The 20,864-nt window shown below is 69.2% G+C and carries 14 protein-coding genes and 1 pseudogene; 14 read left to right on the forward strand and 1 reads right to left on the reverse strand.

Annotated features, from left to right (window positions below; translation table 11 throughout):
- Both BFF76_RS32825 and BFF76_RS02185 read left to right on the forward strand, forming a co-directional pair.
- A pseudogene (locus BFF76_RS32825) lies at nucleotides 1-779 on the forward strand (DEAD/DEAH box helicase); the annotation flags it as partial.
- A complete protein-coding gene (locus tag BFF76_RS02185) occupies nucleotides 776-3,061 on the forward strand; it encodes a UvrD-helicase domain-containing protein (RefSeq protein WP_065846931.1) in 2,286 nt (761 codons plus the stop codon). The pseudogene BFF76_RS32825 and the gene BFF76_RS02185, both read left to right, overlap by 4 nt.
- A gap of 260 nt (nucleotides 3,062-3,321) precedes the next feature.
- On the opposite strand, the gene BFF76_RS02190 is transcribed toward BFF76_RS02185, so the two are convergent.
- Complete coding sequence (locus BFF76_RS02190; protein ID WP_065846933.1) at nucleotides 3,322-3,894, reverse strand: adenylosuccinate lyase; 573 nt, start codon at nucleotides 3,892-3,894, stop codon at nucleotides 3,322-3,324.
- Nucleotides 3,895-4,272: 378 nt separating this feature from the next.
- Here BFF76_RS02190 and BFF76_RS02195 point away from each other — a divergent pair, with 378 nt between their 5' ends.
- From BFF76_RS02195 to BFF76_RS02250, 12 genes are all read left to right on the forward strand, one after another.
- Nucleotides 4,273-6,054 carry a 3-hydroxyacyl-CoA dehydrogenase family protein gene (locus BFF76_RS02195; RefSeq protein WP_065846935.1) on the forward strand — a complete coding sequence of 594 codons (1,782 nt, stop codon included), beginning with the start codon at nucleotides 4,273-4,275 and terminating at the stop codon, nucleotides 6,052-6,054.
- 91 nt (nucleotides 6,055-6,145) lie between these two features.
- Nucleotides 6,146-6,961, forward strand: a complete 816-nt coding sequence (locus tag BFF76_RS02200; RefSeq protein WP_065846937.1) for a TetR family transcriptional regulator — start codon at nucleotides 6,146-6,148, stop codon at nucleotides 6,959-6,961.
- 62 nt (nucleotides 6,962-7,023) lie between these two features.
- Nucleotides 7,024-7,824, forward strand: coding sequence for a GNAT family N-acetyltransferase (locus tag BFF76_RS02205; protein ID WP_065846939.1), 801 nt, complete (start codon nucleotides 7,024-7,026; stop codon nucleotides 7,822-7,824).
- 366 nt (nucleotides 7,825-8,190) lie between these two features.
- The gene (gene ccrA, locus BFF76_RS02210) at nucleotides 8,191-9,528 is read left to right on the forward strand and encodes a crotonyl-CoA carboxylase/reductase (protein ID WP_065846941.1); all 1,338 of its coding nucleotides are present in this window, start codon (nucleotides 8,191-8,193) and stop codon (nucleotides 9,526-9,528) included.
- Nucleotides 9,529-9,536: 8 nt separating this feature from the next.
- Nucleotides 9,537-11,549 (forward strand): protein meaA, encoded by a 2,013-nt coding sequence (locus tag BFF76_RS02215; RefSeq protein ID WP_065846943.1) that lies wholly within the window; start codon nucleotides 9,537-9,539, stop codon nucleotides 11,547-11,549.
- Nucleotides 11,546-12,520: an HpcH/HpaI aldolase/citrate lyase family protein gene (locus tag BFF76_RS02220; protein ID WP_065846945.1), complete on the forward strand. Its 975-nt coding sequence runs from the start codon at nucleotides 11,546-11,548 to the stop codon at nucleotides 12,518-12,520. Before BFF76_RS02215 ends, BFF76_RS02220 begins: the two co-directional genes overlap by 4 nt.
- 2 nt (nucleotides 12,521-12,522) lie before the next feature.
- Nucleotides 12,523-13,050 carry a MaoC family dehydratase gene (locus BFF76_RS02225; protein ID WP_065846947.1) on the forward strand — a complete coding sequence of 176 codons (528 nt, stop codon included), beginning with the start codon at nucleotides 12,523-12,525 and terminating at the stop codon, nucleotides 13,048-13,050.
- Between the two features lie 2 nt (nucleotides 13,051-13,052).
- Nucleotides 13,053-14,258: an acyl-CoA dehydrogenase family protein gene (locus tag BFF76_RS02230; protein WP_065846949.1), complete on the forward strand. Its 1,206-nt coding sequence runs from the start codon at nucleotides 13,053-13,055 to the stop codon at nucleotides 14,256-14,258.
- Between the two features lie 182 nt (nucleotides 14,259-14,440).
- Nucleotides 14,441-15,088: a phosphatidylserine decarboxylase gene (locus BFF76_RS02235; RefSeq protein ID WP_065846951.1), complete on the forward strand. Its 648-nt coding sequence runs from the start codon at nucleotides 14,441-14,443 to the stop codon at nucleotides 15,086-15,088.
- Nucleotides 15,075-15,926 (forward strand): CDP-diacylglycerol--serine O-phosphatidyltransferase, encoded by an 852-nt coding sequence (gene pssA, locus BFF76_RS02240; protein WP_208604806.1) that lies wholly within the window; start codon nucleotides 15,075-15,077, stop codon nucleotides 15,924-15,926. The genes BFF76_RS02235 and pssA overlap by 14 nt, the downstream gene beginning before the upstream one ends.
- A gap of 158 nt (nucleotides 15,927-16,084) precedes the next feature.
- A complete protein-coding gene (locus BFF76_RS02245; RefSeq protein WP_065846955.1) occupies nucleotides 16,085-18,223 on the forward strand; it encodes a SpoIIE family protein phosphatase in 2,139 nt (712 codons plus the stop codon).
- A gap of 234 nt (nucleotides 18,224-18,457) precedes the next feature.
- The gene (locus BFF76_RS02250) at nucleotides 18,458-20,815 is read left to right on the forward strand and encodes a galactose-binding domain-containing protein (protein ID WP_065846957.1); all 2,358 of its coding nucleotides are present in this window, start codon (nucleotides 18,458-18,460) and stop codon (nucleotides 20,813-20,815) included.
- Nucleotides 20,816-20,864: the final 49 nt, after the last annotated feature.

A 20,864-nucleotide genomic window follows, 5' to 3' on the forward strand; every position in this document is an offset into this window, starting at 1 on the left:
GGCGGGTCCAGGCGTACGCCGCCGTGGACGCCTCGCAGTGCAGGCTGGTGTTCGCAGTGGACGGTCGCAACCGGCCGCCCTCCTGGACAGCCCTGACCATCATCGATGACGCGGACGGCGTCTTCGCCGACGAGGAGTCACACAAACGGCGTTGGCGTGGCTGGCTGTACTGGAGCAATCTGCTGCAGTTCCTGGAGCACGGTGGAGGCGACAGCGTTCAGCTGACGGCCGGGCAGCTGGATGGCTTCACACCCGAAACACTGACGGTCGCGGGTGGGGCAGGGCTCCTCACGACGATGCTCTCCTTGGAGGCGATGGCCGCTCCGGCCCCACCCACCGATCCGGCTGAGACCGTCATCGTTCTTGCCACGCCTGCTACACCCGGCCGGGACCCGGGATGGGACCAGGTCATCGAACACCTCGACCCGGACGAAGTGGGGCTCCAGGACCTCGTCCTACGCCTCGCTGCGGTATCCGGCATCCCCGTGCCGGCCGACGGTCACGAGCTGGACGACCGTGGCTGGATGGCCGAGTTGGCCTGGGTGGATGCGCGCATCGGTGTCGTCCTCTCTCCGCATCCCGCCGCCGGGGACGACCGCGACCCCGAGAGCGAGGACCGGGACCGGGCCTTCGCCGGCGCCGGCTGGGAGGTACGTCCGGCGACTGCCTGGACGGCCCAGGAGATCGCGCAACGGCTCGGCGTACAACCATCAGCCGGTGACACATGCCGTGACCAGCAGAACGACCGCTTCATGAAGGACGGGGAAGACCAGTCGTGACCAACCAGAGTGTGACCCTGCGCCTGCTCGACAAGGCGGACAGGGAGATCCTCAAGCTTCCCCGCTCGGTCAAGGGCGCGATCTACGACTTCCAGCACAAGTTCAAGAACAACCCGGGCTCCACCGGCCTGCAGCTCAAGCAGCTCAAGGGCCACGAGAAGCTCTGGTCGGCGCGCGTCAACGACGAGTACAGGGCGCTGCTGCTGCGCCTGGCCGATGGGGACTGGCTGATCGTCTCGGTCAAGCACCGCAAGGACGTCTACGAGCACCTCGACCGACTGGCGTACTCGGTCAACCGCATCACCGGTGGTATCGAGTACGTCGACCTCCAGGTCGTGGAGGAAAGCGTGCTGGCGGCGCGGGCTGGGACCGCTCCCCCGGCAGCAGCGGCCAGCGCCGCCCCGGAGCCGGGCCCCCGTGTGGAACCCGTGCCTGAGCAAGCAGCCTCCCCGGCACACGCGCCGCTGTTCCTGGCCTGGACCGAGCAGCAACTCACGGACCTCGGTGTAGCCGGGCCACTGATCCCGGTCATCCAGGCGCTCACCACCGAGGACCAACTGCTGGGGCTCGTCGACTACGCGCCACAGCTGACCGGTGAGGTCCTGCTCGCGCTCTACGACAAGAAGTCGTTCGACGAGGTCCTCGAACAGGTCACCGCACCTGTCGCCACGCCTGAGACGGTCGACACCACTGACTTCCGAGCCGCCGTCGAACGCCCCGCGACCATCGTCACGACAACCGACGAGGCGCTGCGGGAAGCATTGGAGGGCGAGGACTTCGGTCGTTGGAAGGTTTTCCTCCACCCCACTCAGGCCAAGCTCGTGAACCGCGACTACAACGGCCCCGCACGCGTTGGAGGCGGCCCGGGCACCGGCAAGACAATCGTGGCTCTGCACCGGGTGAAGCACCTGGTCGAGCAACTCCCGCCGGGCCGGGACAAGCCGATTCTGCTCACGACGTTCAACAAGAATCTGGCTGCCGACCTCCGCTCCCGTCTTCTGGCGCTCGGTGGGGAAGCGCTGCTCGGCCGCGTCGAGATCAGCCATGTCGACCAGCTCGCCCTGCGAATCGTGCGCGAGGCCGAGCCCGGCAGCCGCAAACAGACCATCGACGACAACCAGGCTGTACGCGAATGGCGTTCGCTGCTCGAAGAACTCGACGAGTCGGGCTGGGACGCAGAGTTCCTGCAGGACGAGTGGTCACAGGTCATCCTTGGGCAGGCCGTCGCGTCGCGTACGGAATACTTCCGTGCCCGCAGGGCCGGACGTGGCCGCACGCTCACGCGAGCCGAGCGTGCCGACATCTGGCAACTCGCCGAGCGCTTCACCCAACGCCTCGACCGTCTGGGCCGGCAGACCTGGGACCAGGTGTCCGAACGGGCCGCGCGCCTGGAGATGCAGCGCGAGCAGCGGATTCTGGCGATCAACCAGCAGCGGGAGGAGGCCGGCGGACTCGACAACATTCACCTGCAGGCAGGCTCCGGCGGATGGCTCCGCTACCGCTACCGGCACATCGTGGTCGACGAGGCTCAGGACCTGCGGCCCGCGCACTGGAAGATGCTGCGCGCGATGACCGCACACAGCCGCAACGACCTGTTCCTCGTCGGCGACACCCATCAACGCATCTACAAGAACCAGGTGACGCTCGGGAGCCTCGGCATCAACATCCGTGGACGTGCATCGAAGCTGAGCCTGAGCTACCGCACCACCCGGCAGATCCTGCGCTCGGCACTCGACGTACTCAGCCAGGAGAAGTACGACGACCTCGACGGCAACGAGGAGACCCTGGCCGGCTACCGGTCGGTCCTCAGTGGCGGAGTGCCCGACCTGCACGGGTGCACTGACTGGGGGGCCGAACGGGAGGCCATCGCCATGCTGATCGACAGCTGGGACGACATCCCGCACGAGCAGATCGCGATCTGCGTGCCGACGAACCAGATGGCGAGCGAAGCCGCGACCACTCTGGCGGAGCACGGAGTCCGGGCCGTGGAGATCGGCCCCGACGGTCCACGCGGTGACGGCGGCGTACACATCGGCACGATGTTCCGCTTCAAGGGTCTCGAGTACCAGCGCATGATCGTCGCCGGGGTCAGCGACGGGCTGATCCCCAGGGACGACGTGAACCGGAGGCGTACCGCCGATCCGGTGCGCTACCGGCGCGAGGTCCAGCAGGCACGCTCGCTGCTGTTCGTCGCCACCACGCGGGCCCGCGACAGTCTGGACATCTTCTGGCACGGCACGCCGAGCCCGTTCCTGGCGCCTCTGGTGGCCGCCGGAGGGTGAGGGGGCGCCAAGGGCTGCGGTCTCCTTGCGGGACGAGGATCGGGGGCCGCAGGTTCTCCACCGGTGTGCGGCGCACCGCCGGTGCGGTCTCTGGGAAAGGTGGGTAGGGCGACAGGAACGCGTAAACGTTCTGGGTAAGCGCGGCGGCCTTCAGGTCGCTCTGCAGCGAGGGCCGACACCGGTTTGACGCGACGGGCCTGTCGAGACCCTGCGGTGAGATGGTGCTGCGAGCCGGGTCGCGTAGGAAACGGCCCGCCCGCTCAGCCCCCCGGCAGCCGCGTGAGCGCCTCCGCCGCCGCTGTGCCGAGCCGCGGGTGCGGCAGCGCGGCCTCCAGGACCGGGCGGGCCCTGTGGTCCCCCAGGCTCCCCAGTCCCTCGACACAGGCGAGCGCGACGCGCCAGTGCGGTTCACCGGGCGTCAGCAGCCGGTGCAGGGTGCTGACCAGGGCGGGCACCGATTCGGGAGCGCGCAGGGCGGTCAGCAGCCGCACCGGGTGCAGGGCGTAGGCCGTACGCATGCTGTTGGTGGCGAGCGCGGCCGCGGCCCTGGGTGTCCTGGGGTCACCGAGGAGCCGGAGGGCGTGTGCGGCGGATACGCACCGCTCGGGATCGCGGTGGTTGAGGAGGAGCACCAGCGCCTCGAAGGCCCGGCGGTCACCTCGGCAGCCGAGCCGGAACGCCGCGATCTCACGTGCCCACAGCGGGCGTTCGCGCTCGACCAGGACCAGAGCCAGCTCCTCGTCGTCCTCGGTGGCGAGCAGTCTCCGGAACGTCTCGGACCCACCCGCCTCGTCGCCGAGCCTGTCCGTCAGCGAGCGGAACTCCTCGTCCATGACGGTGAGTTTAGCAACGAGTACGCAGGGTGTCCGGCGAGTGTCCCTGTCCGGGCGGACCGGGAGTTCGCGGAACTGTGTGCCAGTGCACAGACGACCAGGGCTGGCGCGCTCGTTACTCGCCGGTTAAGCTCAGGTGAGCGGGACACACACCCCGCAGGCTCCGATGGCCTGGTGACGCAGCCATCCGGAGTGCTTGTCGGTTCGGCAGTTCGTGAGACGCGGCTCGGGACAGAGCCCGTCACCTCATCCCCGTGTGCCGTGCGCACCCGGGACCGTGCACCACGACACACCATTCCCGCACCCCGAGCGCCGGTTGTTTCCGACCGCGCCCTCCGCCGTGCTCCTCTCAGTCGTCACTCACCCTGGAGTCCCGTGATGGACACCCCTCTCACCACCATTGCCGTCGTCGGCCTCGGCACCATGGGCACCGGCATCGCCGAGGTCCTGGCCCGGGCGGGCCGCGAGGTCATCGGCATCGACGTCAGCGAAGCCGCCGCCCGTCAGGCCGTCGCCTCCCTGGAGAACTCCACCGCCCGCGCAGTGCGCCGTGAGCGGATCACGGAGCAGGAGCGGAGCGACATCCTGTCCCGCTTCCGCACGTTCTCCGACGTGCGGGCCGCCGCGGACGCGGAGCTGGTCATCGAGGTCGTGCCGGAGACGTACGAGATCAAGCAGCAGGTCTTCAGGGAGCTCGACGCCGTCGTCTCCCCCACAGCGATCCTCGCGACGGGCACCAACGCCCTGTCCGTGACCCGGCTGGCCGCCGAGTCGCAGCACCCGGAGCGTGTCCTCGGCCTGCACTTCTTCAACCCGGCGCCCGCGATGAAGCTCGTCGAGGTGGTCTCCTCCGTGCTGACCGCGCCGCCTGCCGTGGAGACCGTCACCCGGCTCGCCCGCGAGCTGGGCAAGGAGCCGGTCGCCGTCGGTGACCGGCCGGGCTTCGTCGCGGACGGCCTCCTGTTCGGCTACCTCAACCAGGCCGCGGCGATGTACGAGGCGAACTACGCCTCCCGCGAGGACATCGACGCCGCCATGAAGCTGGGCTGCGGGCTGCCGATGGGCCCCCTGGCGCTGCTCGACCTGATCGGCATCGACACCGCCCGCACGGTCCTGGAGGCCATGTACTCCGCCTCCCACGACCGGCTGCACGCCCCGGCCCCGGTGCTCGGGCAGCTCAGCGAGGCGGGCCTGACCGGCCGCAAGTCGGGCCGCGGCTTCTACACGTACGACGCCCCCGGCGGCCAGGACGTGGTGCCGGACGCCCTGACTCCGGCGGCGAGCGCGGGAGCGGTCACCGGGCGGGACGTGAACTCGGTGGGCGTGGCCGGTTCGGGCACGATGGCCTCGGGCATCGCGGAGGTCTTCGCGAAGGCCGGGTACGCCGTGGTCCTGGCCGCACGCAGCCAGGAGAAGGCGGACACGGCCAAGGCACGGATCGCCAAGTCCCTGGGGCGTTCGGTCTCCAAGGGGCGGCTGACCGAGGAGGCGCGGGACGAGACGCTCGCCCGGATCACCCCGGCCGGCTCGCTGGACTCCTTCGCCGACGTCGACCTCGCGGTCGAGGCGGTCGCCGAGGACCTGGAGGTCAAGCGGGAGCTCTTCGCGGCCCTGGACAAGGTCTGCAAGCCGGGCGCGGTGCTCGCGACCACCACGTCGTCGCTGCCGGTCGTGGCGGTCGCCAGGGTGACCTCGCGCCCCGAGGACGTCATCGGGATGCACTTCTTCAACCCGGCGCCCGCGATGAAGCTGGTCGAGGTGGTCCGTACGGTGCTGACCGCCGACGACGTGCACGCCACGGTCCGCGAGGTCTGCGTGAAGGTGCGCAAGCACCCGGTCGACTGCGGTGACCGGGCCGGGTTCATCGTGAACGCCCTGCTGTTCCCCTACCTGAACAACGCGATCAAGATGGTCGAGGAGCACTACGCGACGCTCGACGACATCGACGCGGCGATGAAGCTGGGCGGCGGCTACCCCATGGGGCCGTTCGAGCTCCTGGACGTCGTCGGCCTGGACGTCTCCCTCGCCATCGAGAAGGTCCTGCACAGCGAGTTCCGCGACCCGGGCCTCGCCCCGGCGCCGCTGCTCGAGCATCTGGTGGCCGCGGGCTGCCTCGGCCGTAAGACGGGGCGCGGCTTCCGCGAATATGCCCGCCGCTGACCCGGGGGCCGGGTGGGGCGGGTTGCTGGGACCCTCGGGCGACCCGCCCCCACAGGCACGCTCCCCTGCACCGATGGGTTACGTTCACCTCATGTCCCAACCCGCCAAGTCCCCTCGTTCCTCCGCCGCGACGGACGCCCCGGAGAGCACCGCCGGCACCCGGGCCGCCGCCCAACGGCTCAAGATGCGCCGCGAACTGGCGGCCGCGGCGATGGAACTCTTCTCCACCAAGGGGTACGAGGCGACGACGGTCGACGAGATCGCGGGGGCCGCCGGGGTCGCCCGGCGCACGTTCTTCCGCCACTTCCGCTCCAAGGAAGAGGCCATCTTCCCGGACCACGACGACACCCTCGTCAGGGCCGAGGCCGTCCTCAACGCCGCTCCCGCGCACGAGCACCCCCTCGACACGGTGTGCCGCGGCATCAAAGAGGTCATGAAGATGTACGCGGCGAAACCCGCGGTCTCCGTGGCGCGCTACAAGCTGACCCGGGAGGTGCCCACGCTCCGCGAGGCCGAGATCGCCTCGGTGGCCCGCTACGAGCGGCTGTTCACGCGCTATCTGCTGGGCCATTTCGACGAGCGCGACCACCATGTGGGCAATGACGACCCGCTGCTCGCCGAGGTCGCCGCATCCGCCGTGGTGACGGCGCACAACCACGTGCTGCGGCGCTGGCTGCGCGCGGACGGCCACGGCGACGTGGAGTCGCAGCTCGACCATGCCTTCGCGATCGTCCGGGAGACCTTCGGCACGGGGATCGGAGCGGGGCGGACCGCGGGGGGCGAGCCGGACAGGGCCCCTGCGGCGTCGGTGTCCAGGGAGGGCGAGGTGCTGGTCGCCGTGGCCCGTACCGACGCACCCCTCGACGAGGTCATGCGCACGATCCAGCAGGCACTGAAAGAGCACTGAGCGTCCGCCGCGGCAGCCGAAACCCGGTTGCCGGGGTCCGGACCCCGTGCTCGGGTGTGCCGATGACACAAGACCCGACAGCAGCACTGCTTGCCCTCTTCGACGACGAGATGCGTCGGCACGCCCGCCCCGACGCCCCCGGCGTACGGGTCGAGCGCACGCCCGACCTGGTCCGCCAGGTCGGCACCCCGGACGACTGGAACGGTGTCGTCTGGACGGCCCCGGACCTCGATGCCGAACGCGCCGACGCGGCGATCGCGGCGCAGGTGGACTACTACACCGCCCTGGGGCACGAGGAGTTCGAGTGGAAGCTGTACTCCCACGACCGGCCCGCCGATCTGGGAGAGCGGCTGCGCAGGGCGGGTTTCGAGCCGGAGCCGCCGGAGACCCTGTTCGTCGCCCCGGTCACCGGCCTGCCCGCCGCCGCGGAACTTCCCGCCGGTGTGGATCTGCACACGGTGTCCGACGCGGCCGGGGTGGAGCTGATGATCCGGGCGCATGAGCAGGCCTTCGGCACCGACAGTTCCTGGCTGCGTCAGCGGACGCTGACCCGGCTCGCCGAGGCCCCTGACACATTGGTCGCGGTCGTGGTCCTCGCGGACGGCGAGCCCGTGAGCGCCGCCCGCATGGAGCTCTGCCCCGGTACCGGGTTCGCCGGCCTCTGGGGCGGCGGAACGGCGGCACCCTGGCGGGGCAGGGGCATCTACCGGGCGCTGATCGCCCACCGGGCCCGTATCGCCGCCGAGCGCGGCTACCGCTATCTGCAGGTCGACGCGACCGACCAGTCGGCCCCGATCCTGCGCCGGCTCGGCTTCACGGCTCTGAGCACGACGACCCCGTACGCCTACCGCACCACGCCGTAAAGCCGTCACCCGCGGGATCAACCCGGCATACCGGCCATGATGTTGCTCATGCGTGCCTACGAGATGACAACTGAGAGAAATTGTTGGCACTGGGTGCCTTGCCACCTGTCACGCAGTGCCATACGTTGAAGGTGTCCGGGCGGCCGGCGTGCAGAGACCTCTCGCACGTCGGCTGTCCCCGCAAACCACCGTGTCTGCGCGCCCGGACGCCTGCGTCACAGGCAAACCTTCTGCTCCACCGAGCAGGCCGAAGCACCACCCCGCCGAACCGACGGCACACCTCCAGACCGCACTGCACCCCCCTTTCCACAGGGGTCTCTCCAGCGTTCCCCGGCGCTGGAGACCCGATCCGCCGGAGGCATCACCGTGAAGGAAATCCTGGACGCGATCCAATCGCAGGACAGCACAGCCGCGGACTTCGCGGCCCTGTCCATCCCCGAGTCGTACCGCGCGGTGACCGTGCACAAGGACGAGGCGGAGATGTTCGCCGGCGTCGCCAGCCGCGACAAGGACCCCCGCAAGTCCCTCCACATCGAGGACGTGCCGGTGCCCGAGCTGGGCCCGGGCGAGGCCCTGGTGGCGGTCATGGCCAGCTCGGTCAACTACAACTCCGTGTGGACTTCGATCTTCGAGCCCGTCTCGACCTTCGGCTTCCTGGAGCGCTACGGCAAGCTCAGCGACCTCAGCAAGCGCCACGACCTCCCGTACCACGTCATCGGCTCCGACCTCGCGGGCGTCGTGCTGCGCACCGGGCCCGGCGTCAACGCCTGGAACCCGGGCGACGAGGTCGTCGCGCACTGCCTGTCCGTCGAGCTCGAATCGAGTGACGGCCACAACGACACGATGCTCGACCCCGAGCAGCGCATCTGGGGCTTCGAGACCAACTTCGGCGGCCTGGCGGAGATCGCACTCGTCAAGTCGAACCAGCTGATGCCGAAGCCGAAGCACCTCAGCTGGGAGGAGGCCGCTTCCCCGGGCCTGGTCAACTCCACCGCGTACCGCCAGCTCGTCTCGCGCAACGGCGCCGGCATGAAGCAGGGCGACAACGTGCTGATCTGGGGCGCGAGCGGCGGGCTCGGCTCGTACGCCACCCAGTTCGCGCTGGCCGGCGGCGCCAACCCGATCTGTGTCGTCTCCAGCGACCAGAAGGCGGACATCTGCCGGAAGATGGGCGCGACCGCGATCATCGACCGCAACGCCGAGGGCTACAAGTTCTGGAAGGACGAGCACAATCAGGACCCGCGCGAGTGGAAGCGATTCGGCAAGCGCATCCGCGAGCTGACCGGCGGCGAGGACGTGGACATCGTCTTCGAGCACCCGGGCCGCGAGACCTTCGGCGCCAGCGTGTACGTGACCCGCAAGGGCGGCACGATCGTCACCTGCGCATCGACCTCGGGCTACAACCACGAGTACGACAACCGCTACCTGTGGATGTCGCTCAAGCGCATCATCGGATCCCACTTCGCCAACTACCGTGAGGCGTGGGAGGCCAACCGCCTGATCGCCAAGGGGAAGATCCATCCGACGCTCTCCAAGGTGTACTCCCTGGAGGACACCGGCCAGGCCGCGTACGACGTGCACCGCAACCTCCACCAGGGCAAGGTCGGCGTCCTGGCGCTGGCGCCCGGCGAGGGCCTGGGTGTGCGCGACACGGAGCTCCGCGAACAGCACATCGACGCCATCAACCGCTTCCGCAACGTCTGAGGTCCACGATGACCGAACGTCAGAAGGACCGTCCGTGGCTCATGCGGACGTACGCCGGTCACTCGACCGCCGAGGCGTCCAACGAGCTGTACCGGCGCAACCTCGCCAAGGGTCAGACGGGGCTCTCGGTCGCCTTCGATCTGCCCACGCAGACCGGCTACGACCCCGACCACGTGCTCGCCCGCGGCGAGGTGGGCCGGGTCGGTGTGCCCGTCTCGCACCTCGGTGACATGCGGCGGCTGTTCCAGGACATCCCCCTGGAGCAGATGAACACCTCGATGACGATCAACGCCACCGCGATGTGGCTGCTGGCGCTCTACCAGGTGGTCGCGGAGGAGCAGGGAGCCGACCCGGACAGGCTCCAGGGCACGACGCAGAACGACATCGTCAAGGAGTACCTGTCGCGGGGGACGCACGTCTTCCCGCCGGGGCCCTCGCTGCGGCTCACGACCGACATGATCACGTACACGGTCAACCGCATCCCGAAGTGGAACCCGATCAACATCTGCAGCTACCACCTGCAGGAGGCGGGGGCCACGCCGGTCCAGGAGATCGCGTACGCCATGTCGACGGCCATCGCGGTCCTCGACGCGGTGCGCGACTCCGGCCAGGTGCCCGAGGAGCGGTTCGGCGACGTCGTCGCCCGCATCTCCTTCTTCGTGAACGCGGGCGTCCGCTTCATCGAGGAGATGTGCAAGATGCGCGCCTTCGGCCGCATCTGGGACCAGGTCACGCGTGAGCGGTACGGCATCGAGAACCCCAAGCAGCGCCGCTTCCGCTACGGCGTACAGGTCAACTCCCTCGGGCTGACCGAGGCGCAGCCGGAGAACAACGTCCAGCGCATCGTGCTGGAGATGCTGGCCGTCACCCTCTCCAAGGACGCCCGCGCGCGCGCCGTCCAGCTGCCCGCCTGGAACGAGGCCCTGGGGCTGCCGCGCCCCTGGGACCAGCAGTGGTCGCTCCGTATCCAGCAGGTCCTGGCGCACGAGAGCGATCTGCTGGAGTACGAGGACATCTTCGCCGGTTCGCATGTCATCGAGGCCAAGGTCGAAGAGCTGGTCGCCGAGTCGCTGGCCGAGATCGACCGGATCCAGCAGATGGGCGGCGCGATGGCCGCCGTGGAGTCCGGCTACCTCAAGTCCGAGCTCGTCTCCTCGCACGCGACGCGACGGGCCCGGATCGAGGGCGGCGAGGAGAAGATCGTCGGCGTCAACATCTACGAGACGACCGAACCCAACCCGCTGACGGCGGACCTGGACGCCGCGATCATGACGGTGGACCCCGAGAACGAGGCCCGCGTCGTCGCCGCGCTGCACGAGTGGCGCGACAACCGGGACGAGGCCCGCGCGACCGAGGCGCTGTCCGCCCTGAAGAAGGCCGCGGCCGGCACCGAGAACATGATGGAGGCGACCGTCGAGTGCGCTCGGGCGGGTGTCACCACGGGTGAGTGGTCCTGGGCGCTGCGGGACGTCTTCGGAGAGTTCCGGGCACCGACGGGCGTCTCCTCCGCGCCGGTGGCCGTGGCCGCTGAGGCGGGGACGCCGCTCGCCCTGGTCCGGGAGAAGGTCGCCCGCACCGCGGAGGACCTGGGCATCGGACGGCTGCGGCTGCTGGTCGGCAAACCCGGCCTCGACGGGCACTCCAACGGCGCCGAGCAGATCGCCGTACGTGCCAGGGACGCCGGCTTCGAGGTGGTCTACCAGGGCATCAGGCTCACGCCCGAGCAGATCACCGACGCCGCGCTGGCCGAGGACGTGCACTGCGTCGGCCTGTCCATCCTGTCCGGCTCGCACGCCGAGCTGGTGCCGGACGTGCTGAACCGGCTGCGCGAGGCGGGTGCCACGGACATCCCGGTGATCGCCGGCGGCATCATCCCCCCGGCCGACGCGCGCGCCCTCATCTCCGCCGGCGTCGCCGCCGTATTCACGCCGAAGGACTTCGGCATCACCGAGATCATCGGCCGTATCGTCGACGAGATCCGGAAAGCGAACAAGCTCGACCCTCTGGAGGTCCCCGCATGACCACGCCCACCGCCCAGGTGAACCGTCTTCGTCCGCGCCGCTCCTGTCTGGCGGTGCCCGGCTCGAACCCGCGGTTCCTGGAGAAGGCCCAGGGCCTGCCGGCCGACCAGGTCTTCCTCGACCTGGAGGACGCCTGCGCGCCGCTCGCCAAGGAAGGCGCCCGTCACCACATCGTCGACGCCCTCAACAACGGCGACTGGACGGGCAAGACCCGGGTCGTGCGCGTCAACGACTGGACGACGCACTGGACGTACCGCGACGTCATCACGGTCGTCGAGGGCGCGGGCCCGAACCTCGACTGCATCATGCTGCCGAAGGTGCAGGACGCGCAGCAGGTCGTGGCGCTCGACCTGCTGCTGACCCAGATCGAGAAGACGATGGGCTTCGAGGTCGGGAAGATCGGCATCGAGGCGCAGATCGAGAACGCCAAGGGCCTGGTGAACATCGACGACATCGCCGCCGCCTCGCCCCGCCTGGAGACCCTGATCTTCGGCCCGGCCGACTTCATGGCCTCCATCAACATGAAGACCCTGGTCGTCGGCCAGCAGCCGCCCGGCTACCCGGCGGACGCGTACCACTACATCCTGATGCGCATCCTGATGGCGGCCCGTACGCACGACCTCCAGGCGATCGACGGCCCGTTCCTGCAGATCCGCGACGTGGACGCGTACCGCGAGGTCGCGGGCCGTGCGGCGGCGCTGGGCTTCGACGGCAAGTGGGTGCTGCACCCCGGTCAGGTCGACGCCGCGAACGAGGTGTTCTCGCCCTCGCAGGAGGACTACGACCACGCCGAGCTCATCCTCGACGCATACGACTGGTGCACCTCGGAGGAGGGCGGCAAGAAGGGCTCGGCGATGCTCGGCGACGAGATGATCGACGAGGCCAGCCGCAAGATGGCCCTGGTCATCGCCGGCAAGGGCCGCGCGGGCGGCATGCAGCGCACCTCCAAGTTCGAAGCCCCGGAGGCCTGATCATGCAGTTCGGACGGACGTACGAGGAGTTCGAGGTCGGTGCCGTCTACAAGCACTGGCCCGGAAAAACGGTCACGGAATACGACGACCACCTCTTCTGCCTGCTGACCATGAATCACCATCCGCTGCACATGGACAGCAACTACGCGGAGAAGACGACCGATTTCGGAAAGAACGTCGTCGTCGGCAACTACATCTACTCGCTGCTGCTCGGCATGTCCGTACCGGACGTCTCCGGAAAGGCGATCGCCAATCTGGAGGTCGAGTCGCTGAAGCACGTCGCGCCGACCTTCCACGGCGACACGATCTACGGCGAGACGACCGTGCTCGACAAGACGCCGTCGAGGTCGAAGAGCGACCGCGGCATCGTCTACGTGGAGACAAAGGGATACAAGCAGGACGGCACGCTGGTCTGCGTGTTCCGCCGCAAGGTGATGGTCCCCACCGAGACGTACATCAAGGAGCGCGGCGGAGAGCAGCCGGGCCGCCCCGAGCTGAATCAGCCGTCGAGCAAGAACGTGGAGAAGTAGCCATGAGCCGACTCGCGCAGACCGCCGGTCTGACGGATATCCAGCAGGAGATTCTCTCCACGGTCCGGGATTTCGTCGACAAGGAGATCATTCCTGTCGCGACCCAGCTGGAGCACCGTGACGAATATCCGGCGGACATCGTCGAAGGGCTCAAGGAGCTCGGCCTGTTCGGGCTGATGATCCCGGAGGAGTACGGCGGCCTGGGCGAGTCGCTCCTCACCTACGCCCTGTGCGTCGAGGAGATCGCCCGCGGCTGGATGAGCGTGTCGGGCATCATCAACACGCACTTCATCGTGGCGTACATGCTCAAGCAGCACGGCACGCAGGAGCAGAAGGACACGTTCCTGCCGCGGATGGCGCTGGGCGAGGTGCGGGGCGCGTTCTCGATGTCCGAGCCGGCGCTCGGCTCCGACGTCTCGGCGATCACCTCCAAGGGCACCAGGGAGGGCGACGAGTACGTCCTCAACGGTCAGAAGATGTGGCTGACGAACGGTGGCACGTCCACTTTGGTCGCCGTTCTGTGCCGGAGTGACGAAGGACACCCCGAGGGCACGGCGCCGCACAAGTCGATGACGACCTTCCTCGTGGAGAAGGAGGCGGGCTTCGGCGAGGTCCGCCCCGGTCTCACGATCCCGGGGAAGATCGACAAGATGGGCTACAAGGGCGTCGACACGACCGAGCTCATCATGGACGGACTGCGCATTCCGGCCAATCGCGTGCTGGGGGGCACCACCGGCCGAGGTTTTTACCAAATGATGGACGGCGTCGAGGTCGGGCGGGTGAATGTCGCCGCGCGTGGCTGTGGTGTCGCACAACGTGCGTTCGAACTGGGTGTGTCGTACGCCCAGCAGCGCCAGACCTTCGGAAAGCCGATCGCCCAGCACCAGGCGATCCAGTTCAAACTGGCTGAAATGGCCACCAAGGTCGAAGCCGCCCATGCGATGATGGTGAATGCAGCGCGCAAAAAGGACTCCGGGGAGCGAAACGACCTGGAGGCAGGGATGGCGAAGTACCTCGCCTCCGAGTACTGCAAGGAAGTCGTCGAGGACGCCTTCCGTATCCACGGCGGTTACGGCTTCTCCAAGGAGTACGAGATCGAGCGCCTCTACCGCGAGGCCCCGATGCTGCTGATCGGTGAAGGTACCGCCGAGATCCAGAAAATGATCATCGGTCGCCGGCTGCTCGAGGAGTACCGGCTCCAGGGCTGAAATGTCTCTTTCGGGGTGATTTGGTGGCGAAGAACATCACATCGAGTCACCCCCGTCCGGAGCCTTTCAGCTGTCCGACTCGGCTGCTGGCTTGCCCAGTTGCCGCTCGCACCCGATAGCATCGCGGGAAAGCCGCCGTCCCCCCGTTGCCAGCGCGGCATCATCCGCTACGAAGGTCATCCATGCCCGACAGCCAAATCCCTGCACCTCGCGGCGGGGTCCGCCTTGCACGCGGAGCATCGCCGTGGCTCCTCCCGACCGTCGCCACCGCGGCACTCAGCCTCGTCCGGGCACGTAAGTCCGGACGCTGGGCAGCCGTGGCCGTGCCCACCACCGCGCTCGCGGCGGGCATGCTGTGGTTCTTCCGCGACCCCGAGCGCGAGATCACCCAGGGCCGCGTCATCTCGCCCGCCGACGGTGTGGTGCAGAGCATCATGCCGTGGAAGGACGGGCGTACCCGCGTCGCGATCTTCATGAGCCCGTTGAACGTGCACGTGAACCGGGCTCCCCTGTCCGGCACCGTGACCTCGGTCGAGCACATCCCGGGCGGGTTCGTCCCGGCGTTCAACAAGGAGAGCGAGAACAACGAACGCGTTGTCTGGCACTTCGACACCGAGCTCGGCGACATCGAGATGGTGCAGATCGCGGGAGCGGTCGCCCGTCGCATCGTCCCCTACATCCCGCAGGGTACGAAGGTGGAGCAGGGCGAACGCATCGGTCTGATCCGCTTCGGCTCGCGCGTGGACATCTACCTTCCGGAGGGTGTCGACGTCGCGGTCGAGGTCGGCCAGGCCACGACCGCGGGGGTGACTCGAATTGACCGTGATTGATCCCGACACCCAGGCGAACTGGGTTCCGGAGGCCGAGGAGCAGGACGACGCCGAGGACATGCCGCTCTCGATGCGGCTGTCGATAGCGGACACCCTCACCCTCGGTAACGCCACCTGTGGCTTCATGGCGGTGTACTTCACCACCACGGGGATCCTCATCCCGCACCTCACCGGCAGTGACGAGTCGGGCATGGCCCGGCACTCCGCCGCCACCGCGGTGATCCTCATGCTCCTGGCTGCGGTGTTCGACCTCTTCGACGGGCTGGTGGCGCGCAAGCTGCGCTCCTCGCCGATGGGGGCGGAGCTGGACAACCTCTCCGACCTGATCAGCTTCGGCCTCGCACCGGCGTACTTCGTCCTGGTGTACGGCATGGTCGCGGACGACGCACACCAGCGTGTGTCGGCGCTCGCGGCGATCGTGGTGCTGCTGGCGGTGGTGCTCAGGCTTGCGCGGTTCTCGTGCGTGACCTTGAAGGACGGCATGTTCCAGGGCATGCCGAGCCCCTTCGGAGCGCTCACGGTCGTCTCGATCGTGCTCCTGGAGCTGCCCTTCGTGCCGACGCTGCTCGCGATCATCGGAGTGGCGTGGCTGATGGTCAGCCGGGTCGAGTACCCGAAACCGCGAGGCGTCCTCGCGGTGGCGATGCTCAGCTGGATCGTGGCCGCGATGGGGCTCCTCGCCGCATGGGCGTTCGACGCCCCCGGCGGTCAGCTGCTCCTGCAGACCGGCTGCGCCCTCCAGGTCGTCCTGGGGGCGGTGATCCCGCTCTTCGCCACGGCACGGCGGGTGAACACCTTCCGTGACAACCGGCGCGAGGCGCGGGCGACACAGCCGTAACCACGCGTGACGCTTGACGAGGGCCCGGATGCTCCCCAGCATCCGGGCCCTCGTGCGTGGTGCCCGGCATCCGGGCCCTCGCGCGTGGGGCGGGCCCGGCGAGGCTGCGCCGCTGTCTGCGGGTGCGCGGCAGTCCGTCACGAGGGACGCTGGAAGGCATGCAGGACCAGGCCGCCTCCTCCGCCGCCGCCACGGGCTCCGGCACGGAGTTGCTGGACAGCGCCGTGGCGAACGTCGTGCGCGAGACCGGAGCCTCCGTGGCGATGCTCTACCTGCTGTCGCCGGACGACCCCGCGCTGCACCTGGCCGTACTGGCGGGGGTGCCCGGCCAGCTGGCGGCCCCCTGGACCCGGGTGCCGCTGTCCGCTCCGATCCCGGTGGCCGACTCGGTGCGCCTGCGGTGCCTGATCTGGCTCGGCAGCCAGGAGGAGCTCGCGCGCCGTTATCCGCGCCCTGCGCTCGTCCTTCCGTACCAGTTCGCACTGGGCGCCGCCCCCATCCGCACCGGCACCACGGACCGGGGCGGGCTCGTACTGATGTGGCCCGGGTCGCACCCGCCGCTGCTGGCGCCCGCCGAGCGTGAGGCCTTCGTCAGGGCCTGCCACGGCATCGGCACGCTGCTGCAGCAGGCCGAGAGCACTGGTCACCCGGTCCTGCCGGGTGCCCTGCCACGGGTCCTGCCGCCGCCGGAGCCGCCCGTACCCGGCCCGGCCGAGGCCGCGACCGTCGCCGAGTTCGTCCGGCGGCTGCCCGGCGGAAGCTGCTCGCTGGCGATCGACGGGAGGATCCTCTTCCTCAACGACGCCGCTGCGGCCCTCCTGGGAGTCCGGGCGGAGGACGTGCTGGACACGCTGCCCTGGGCGTCGCTCCCCTGGCTGAACAACCCGGCCGTCGAGGACCACTACCGCGCAGCCGTCATCAGCCGCCAGCAGACGTCCTTCACCGTGCTCCGGCCACCGGACCACTGGCTGTCCTTCCACCTGTTCCCCAGCGACACCGGGATCAGCGTCCGGATCGTGCCGACCTCACGGCCAGGCCCCCGGGACGTCCCGGCACCCGCGCTGCCCACCACCTCCGCCGTCCCGAGCAGGGCCACCGCTCTCTACCACCTGATGCATCTGGCGGCGACACTCACCGAGGCGGTCAGCACCCAGGACGTGATCGCACTGGCCGGCGACCAGCTGATGCCCGCCTTCCGGATCCAGACGCTCGTCATGATGACGTCGACCGAGGGCCGGCTGCGGGTGGAGGGCAGCAAGGGCAGCCATCCCGCACTCATGGACCGCTTCGACGGTGCTTTCCTGGCCTCCGCCACGCCCGCCGCACACGTGCTCATGACGGGCATCCCGGAGTTCTACCCCACCTTCGCCGAGCTGGAGCGCGCCTACCCGGCAGCGGACCTCCGTGACGCCGTAGCCGCCTGCGCCTTCCTCCCGCTGATCGTCTCGGGGCACGCGGTCGGCTCCCTGATCCTCGCCTACGACCGGCCGCACCCCTACGAACCCGAGGAACGCGCCCTGCTGACCTCGATCGCGGGGCTGTTCGCCCAGGCGATGGACCGCGCACGTCTCTACGACACCAAGGACAGGCTCGCACGCAGCCTGCAGACCCATCTGCTGCCACAGAGGCTGCCCGCGATCGCGGGCCTGGACGTGGCGGCGCGGTATCTGCCGTCGACCCGGGGCATGGGCATCGGCGGCGACTTCTACGATCTGATCCGGCTCGACGACACCACGGCCGCCGCCGCCATCGGCGACGTACAGGGCCACAACGAGAACGCCGCCGCGCTCATGGGACAGGTCCGCACCGCGGTGCACGCGTCCGCCGGCGCGCCGCCCGACGAGGTGCTCGCCCGCACCAACCGGCTGCTCACCGACCTCGATCCCGGCCTCTTCACCAGTTGCCTCTACATCCATCTCGACCTCGCCGGGCACAGCGCGCGCATAGCCACCGCCGGACATCCCCCACCGCTGCTGCGGCAGCCGGACGGACAGACCGACGTCCTCGATCTGCCGCCCGGCCTCCTCCTCGGCATCGACCCCACGTCCCGCTACCCGACGGCAGAGGTCCCACTGCTTCCGGGTGCTGCGCTCGCCCTGTTCACGGACGGGCTCGTGGAAGCGCCGGGCGTGGCCTTCGACGACGCCGTCGCCGAGCTTGCCGCGCACTTCGCCCTCGCCCTCGACCAGGACATGGAGTCCGTGGCCGACACGCTCGTGCGGTACGCGAGGCGTGCCACCCCGGGCACCGACGACATCGCCCTGCTCCTCCTCAACGCCCTGGGCACGGAGGGCTGACGGCGTACGGATCCGTGAGTGGCACGGGGCCGGACCCAGCGGCCGCGGAGGCAGCCCGGACCGACGGGCGGCCCTCTGGAGTACACGCCCTGATGCCCATCCAGTTCCGGCGTTGAGTCATTTATTTGAGCTGTGAAGACGAAATCTTGCGCAGCACCGTGGACTTCTTTACTCGGGTACTTCTAGCCTGTGGGTCGTCCGAAGAGCCCTTCGAGCCGCAAGGACGACCCACACGTGACCCCACCACTCGCTGGACCACGTCTGCTCAGACGCTCCCTGTCCGCCTCGCTCTCCCTCGCCCTCGCCGCCGCGGGCACGGCCGCCGCGTTCGTACTGGCCGGCGCTCCCCCCGCACAGGCCGCCGCGGTCCCCGCACCGTCACCCGTCGGGATATCCGGCCGGGGCGCCACCGTCCCGTTCAAGGAACAGGAAGCCGAGTACGCGGCCACCAACGGCTCGCTGATCGGCCCCGACCGCCTCTACGGCTCCCTGCCGTCCGAGGCCTCGGGCCGGCAGGCCGTCACGCTCGACGCCGCAGGTGAGTACGTCGAGTTCACGCTCACCGCCCCGGCGAACGCCATGACCTTCCGCTACTCGCTGCCGGACAACGCGGCCGGGACGGGCCGGGACGCCTCTCTCGACCTGCGGGTCGACGGCTCCTCGCTCAAGAGCGTGCCGGTCACGTCGAAGTACGGCTGGTACTACGGGGGCTATCCCTTCAACAACAACCCGGGCGACACGAACCCGCACCACTTCTACGACGAGACCCGGACCATGTTCGGGTCCACCCTGGCCGCCGGTACGAAGGTCCGGCTCCAGGTGACCTCCACCGCGGGGTCACCGTCGTTCACCATCGACCTGGCCGACTTCGAACAGGTCGGCGGCCCTGTCGGCAAGCCGTCCGGAGCACTGGACGTGGTGGGCGACTTCGGCGCGGACCCGACGGGTGCCGCCGACTCCACCGCGAAGATCCAGGCCGCCGTCGACGCGGGCCGCACCCAGGGCAAGGAGGTGTACATCCCGCAGGGCACCTTCAAGGTCCAGGACCACATCGTCGTCGACAAGGTGACCCTGCGCGGCGCCGGACCCTGGTACAGCGTGCTGACCGGCCGTCACCCCACGGACCGCGGCAAGGCGGCCGGCGTCTACGGGAAGTACGCGGCGCAGGGCGGCAGCAGCAACGTCACCCTCAGGGACTTCGCCGTCATCGGCGACATCCGTGAGCGGGAGGACAACGACCAGGTCAACGCCATCGGCGGGGCCATGTCCGACTCGGTCGTCGACAACGTCTGGATGCAGCACACCAAGTGCGGCGCGTGGATGGACGGCCCGATGGACAACTTCACCATCAGGAACAGCCGCATCCTCGACCAGACCGCGGACGGTGTGAACTTCCACTACGGCGTCACGAACTCCACCGTGACCAACACCTTCGTCCGCAACACCGGCGACGACGGTCTGGCCATGTGGGCCGAGAACGTCCCGAACGTGAAGAACAGGTTCACCTTCAACACGGTGGTCCTGCCGATCCTCGCCAACAACATCGTCACGTACGGCGGCAAGGACATCACGATCTCCGACAACGTCATGTCGGACACCGTCACCAACGGTGGCGGTCTGCACATCGCGAACCGGTATCCGGGCGTCAACTCGGGCCGGGGGACGGCCGTTTCAGGCACCCACACCGCAGCGCGCAACACCCTCATCCGCACCGGCAACAACGACTTCAACTGGCGCTTCGGCGTCGGGGCGATCTGGTTCAGCGGACTCAACGAACCGATCAGCAACGCCACCGTCAACATCACCGACAGCGAGATCCTGGACAGCTCCTACGCCGCGATCCACCTGATCGAGGGAGCGAGCAACGGGCTGCACTTCGACAACATCAAGATCGACGGGGCCGGTACGTACGCCCTGCAGATCCAGGCTCCGGGCACGGCCTCCTTCAACAAGGTCGTCGCCACGCACATCGCCCAGTCCAACCCGATCCACAACTGTGTCGGCAGCGGCTTCCAGATCACCCAGGGCACCGGCAACTCGGGCTGGTACGCGAACCCGCCCGCCTGCACGGGTGTCTGGCCGGACCCGGTGTGGACCAACGGCGGGATTCCCGGGGGCGGCGGCCCCACGGACCCGACCGATCCCACGGACCCGACCGACCCGCCCGAGGAGACGGGCAACCTCGCTCAGGGACGCCCCGTCACCGAGACCGGCCACGCCGACGTCTACGGTGCCGCCAACGCGGTGGACGGCGACGCCGGCAGCTACTGGGAGAGCCGCAACAACGCCTTCCCGCAGTCCGTCACCGTGGACCTCGGTGCCGCGAAGGCGCTCAAGCGCCTGGTGCTGAAGCTGCCTCCGGCCGCGGCCTGGGCGACTCGTACGCAGACCATCGGGGTGTCGGGCAGCACCGACAACTCCGCCTACAGCTCGCTGAAGGCGCCGGCGGGCTACACCTTCGACCCGTCGGGCGGCAACACCGCGACGGTGGCACTCACCGGGACTCCGGTCCGGTATCTGCGGCTGACGTTCACCGCGAACACCGGCTGGCCGGCGGGTCAGCTGTCCGAAGTGGAGGCCTACACCCACTGACCGCACCACCCGCTGACCGCACACGGACGGGCCCGGCCTCGGCGGCCGG

Origin of the sequence: Streptomyces mutomycini (genome assembly GCF_001700505.1) — a bacterium.
Taxonomy (GTDB): Bacteria; Actinomycetota; Actinomycetes; order Streptomycetales; family Streptomycetaceae; genus Streptomyces; species Streptomyces mutomycini.

What these genes read in the sequence shown, in the direction of transcription:
- BFF76_RS02225 (WP_065846947.1), top strand. Translation starts at nt 12,523, where the DNA reads ATGCAGTTCGGACGGACGTACGAGGAGTTCGAGGTCGGTGCCGTCTAC.
- BFF76_RS02205 (WP_065846939.1), top strand. Translation starts at nt 7,024, where the DNA reads ATGACACAAGACCCGACAGCAGCACTGCTTGCCCTCTTCGACGACGAG.
- BFF76_RS02215 (WP_065846943.1), top strand. Translation starts at nt 9,537, where the DNA reads ATGACCGAACGTCAGAAGGACCGTCCGTGGCTCATGCGGACGTACGCC.
- BFF76_RS02245 (WP_065846955.1), top strand. Translation starts at nt 16,085, where the DNA reads ATGCAGGACCAGGCCGCCTCCTCCGCCGCCGCCACGGGCTCCGGCACG.
- BFF76_RS02235 (WP_065846951.1), top strand. Translation starts at nt 14,441, where the DNA reads ATGCCCGACAGCCAAATCCCTGCACCTCGCGGCGGGGTCCGCCTTGCA.
- BFF76_RS02190 (WP_065846933.1), bottom strand. Translation starts at nt 3,894, where the DNA reads ATGGACGAGGAGTTCCGCTCGCTGACGGACAGGCTCGGCGACGAGGCG.
- BFF76_RS02195 (WP_065846935.1), top strand. Translation starts at nt 4,273, where the DNA reads ATGGACACCCCTCTCACCACCATTGCCGTCGTCGGCCTCGGCACCATG.
- BFF76_RS02220 (WP_065846945.1), top strand. Translation starts at nt 11,546, where the DNA reads ATGACCACGCCCACCGCCCAGGTGAACCGTCTTCGTCCGCGCCGCTCC.
- BFF76_RS02200 (WP_065846937.1), top strand. Translation starts at nt 6,146, where the DNA reads ATGTCCCAACCCGCCAAGTCCCCTCGTTCCTCCGCCGCGACGGACGCC.
- BFF76_RS02230 (WP_065846949.1), top strand. Translation starts at nt 13,053, where the DNA reads ATGAGCCGACTCGCGCAGACCGCCGGTCTGACGGATATCCAGCAGGAG.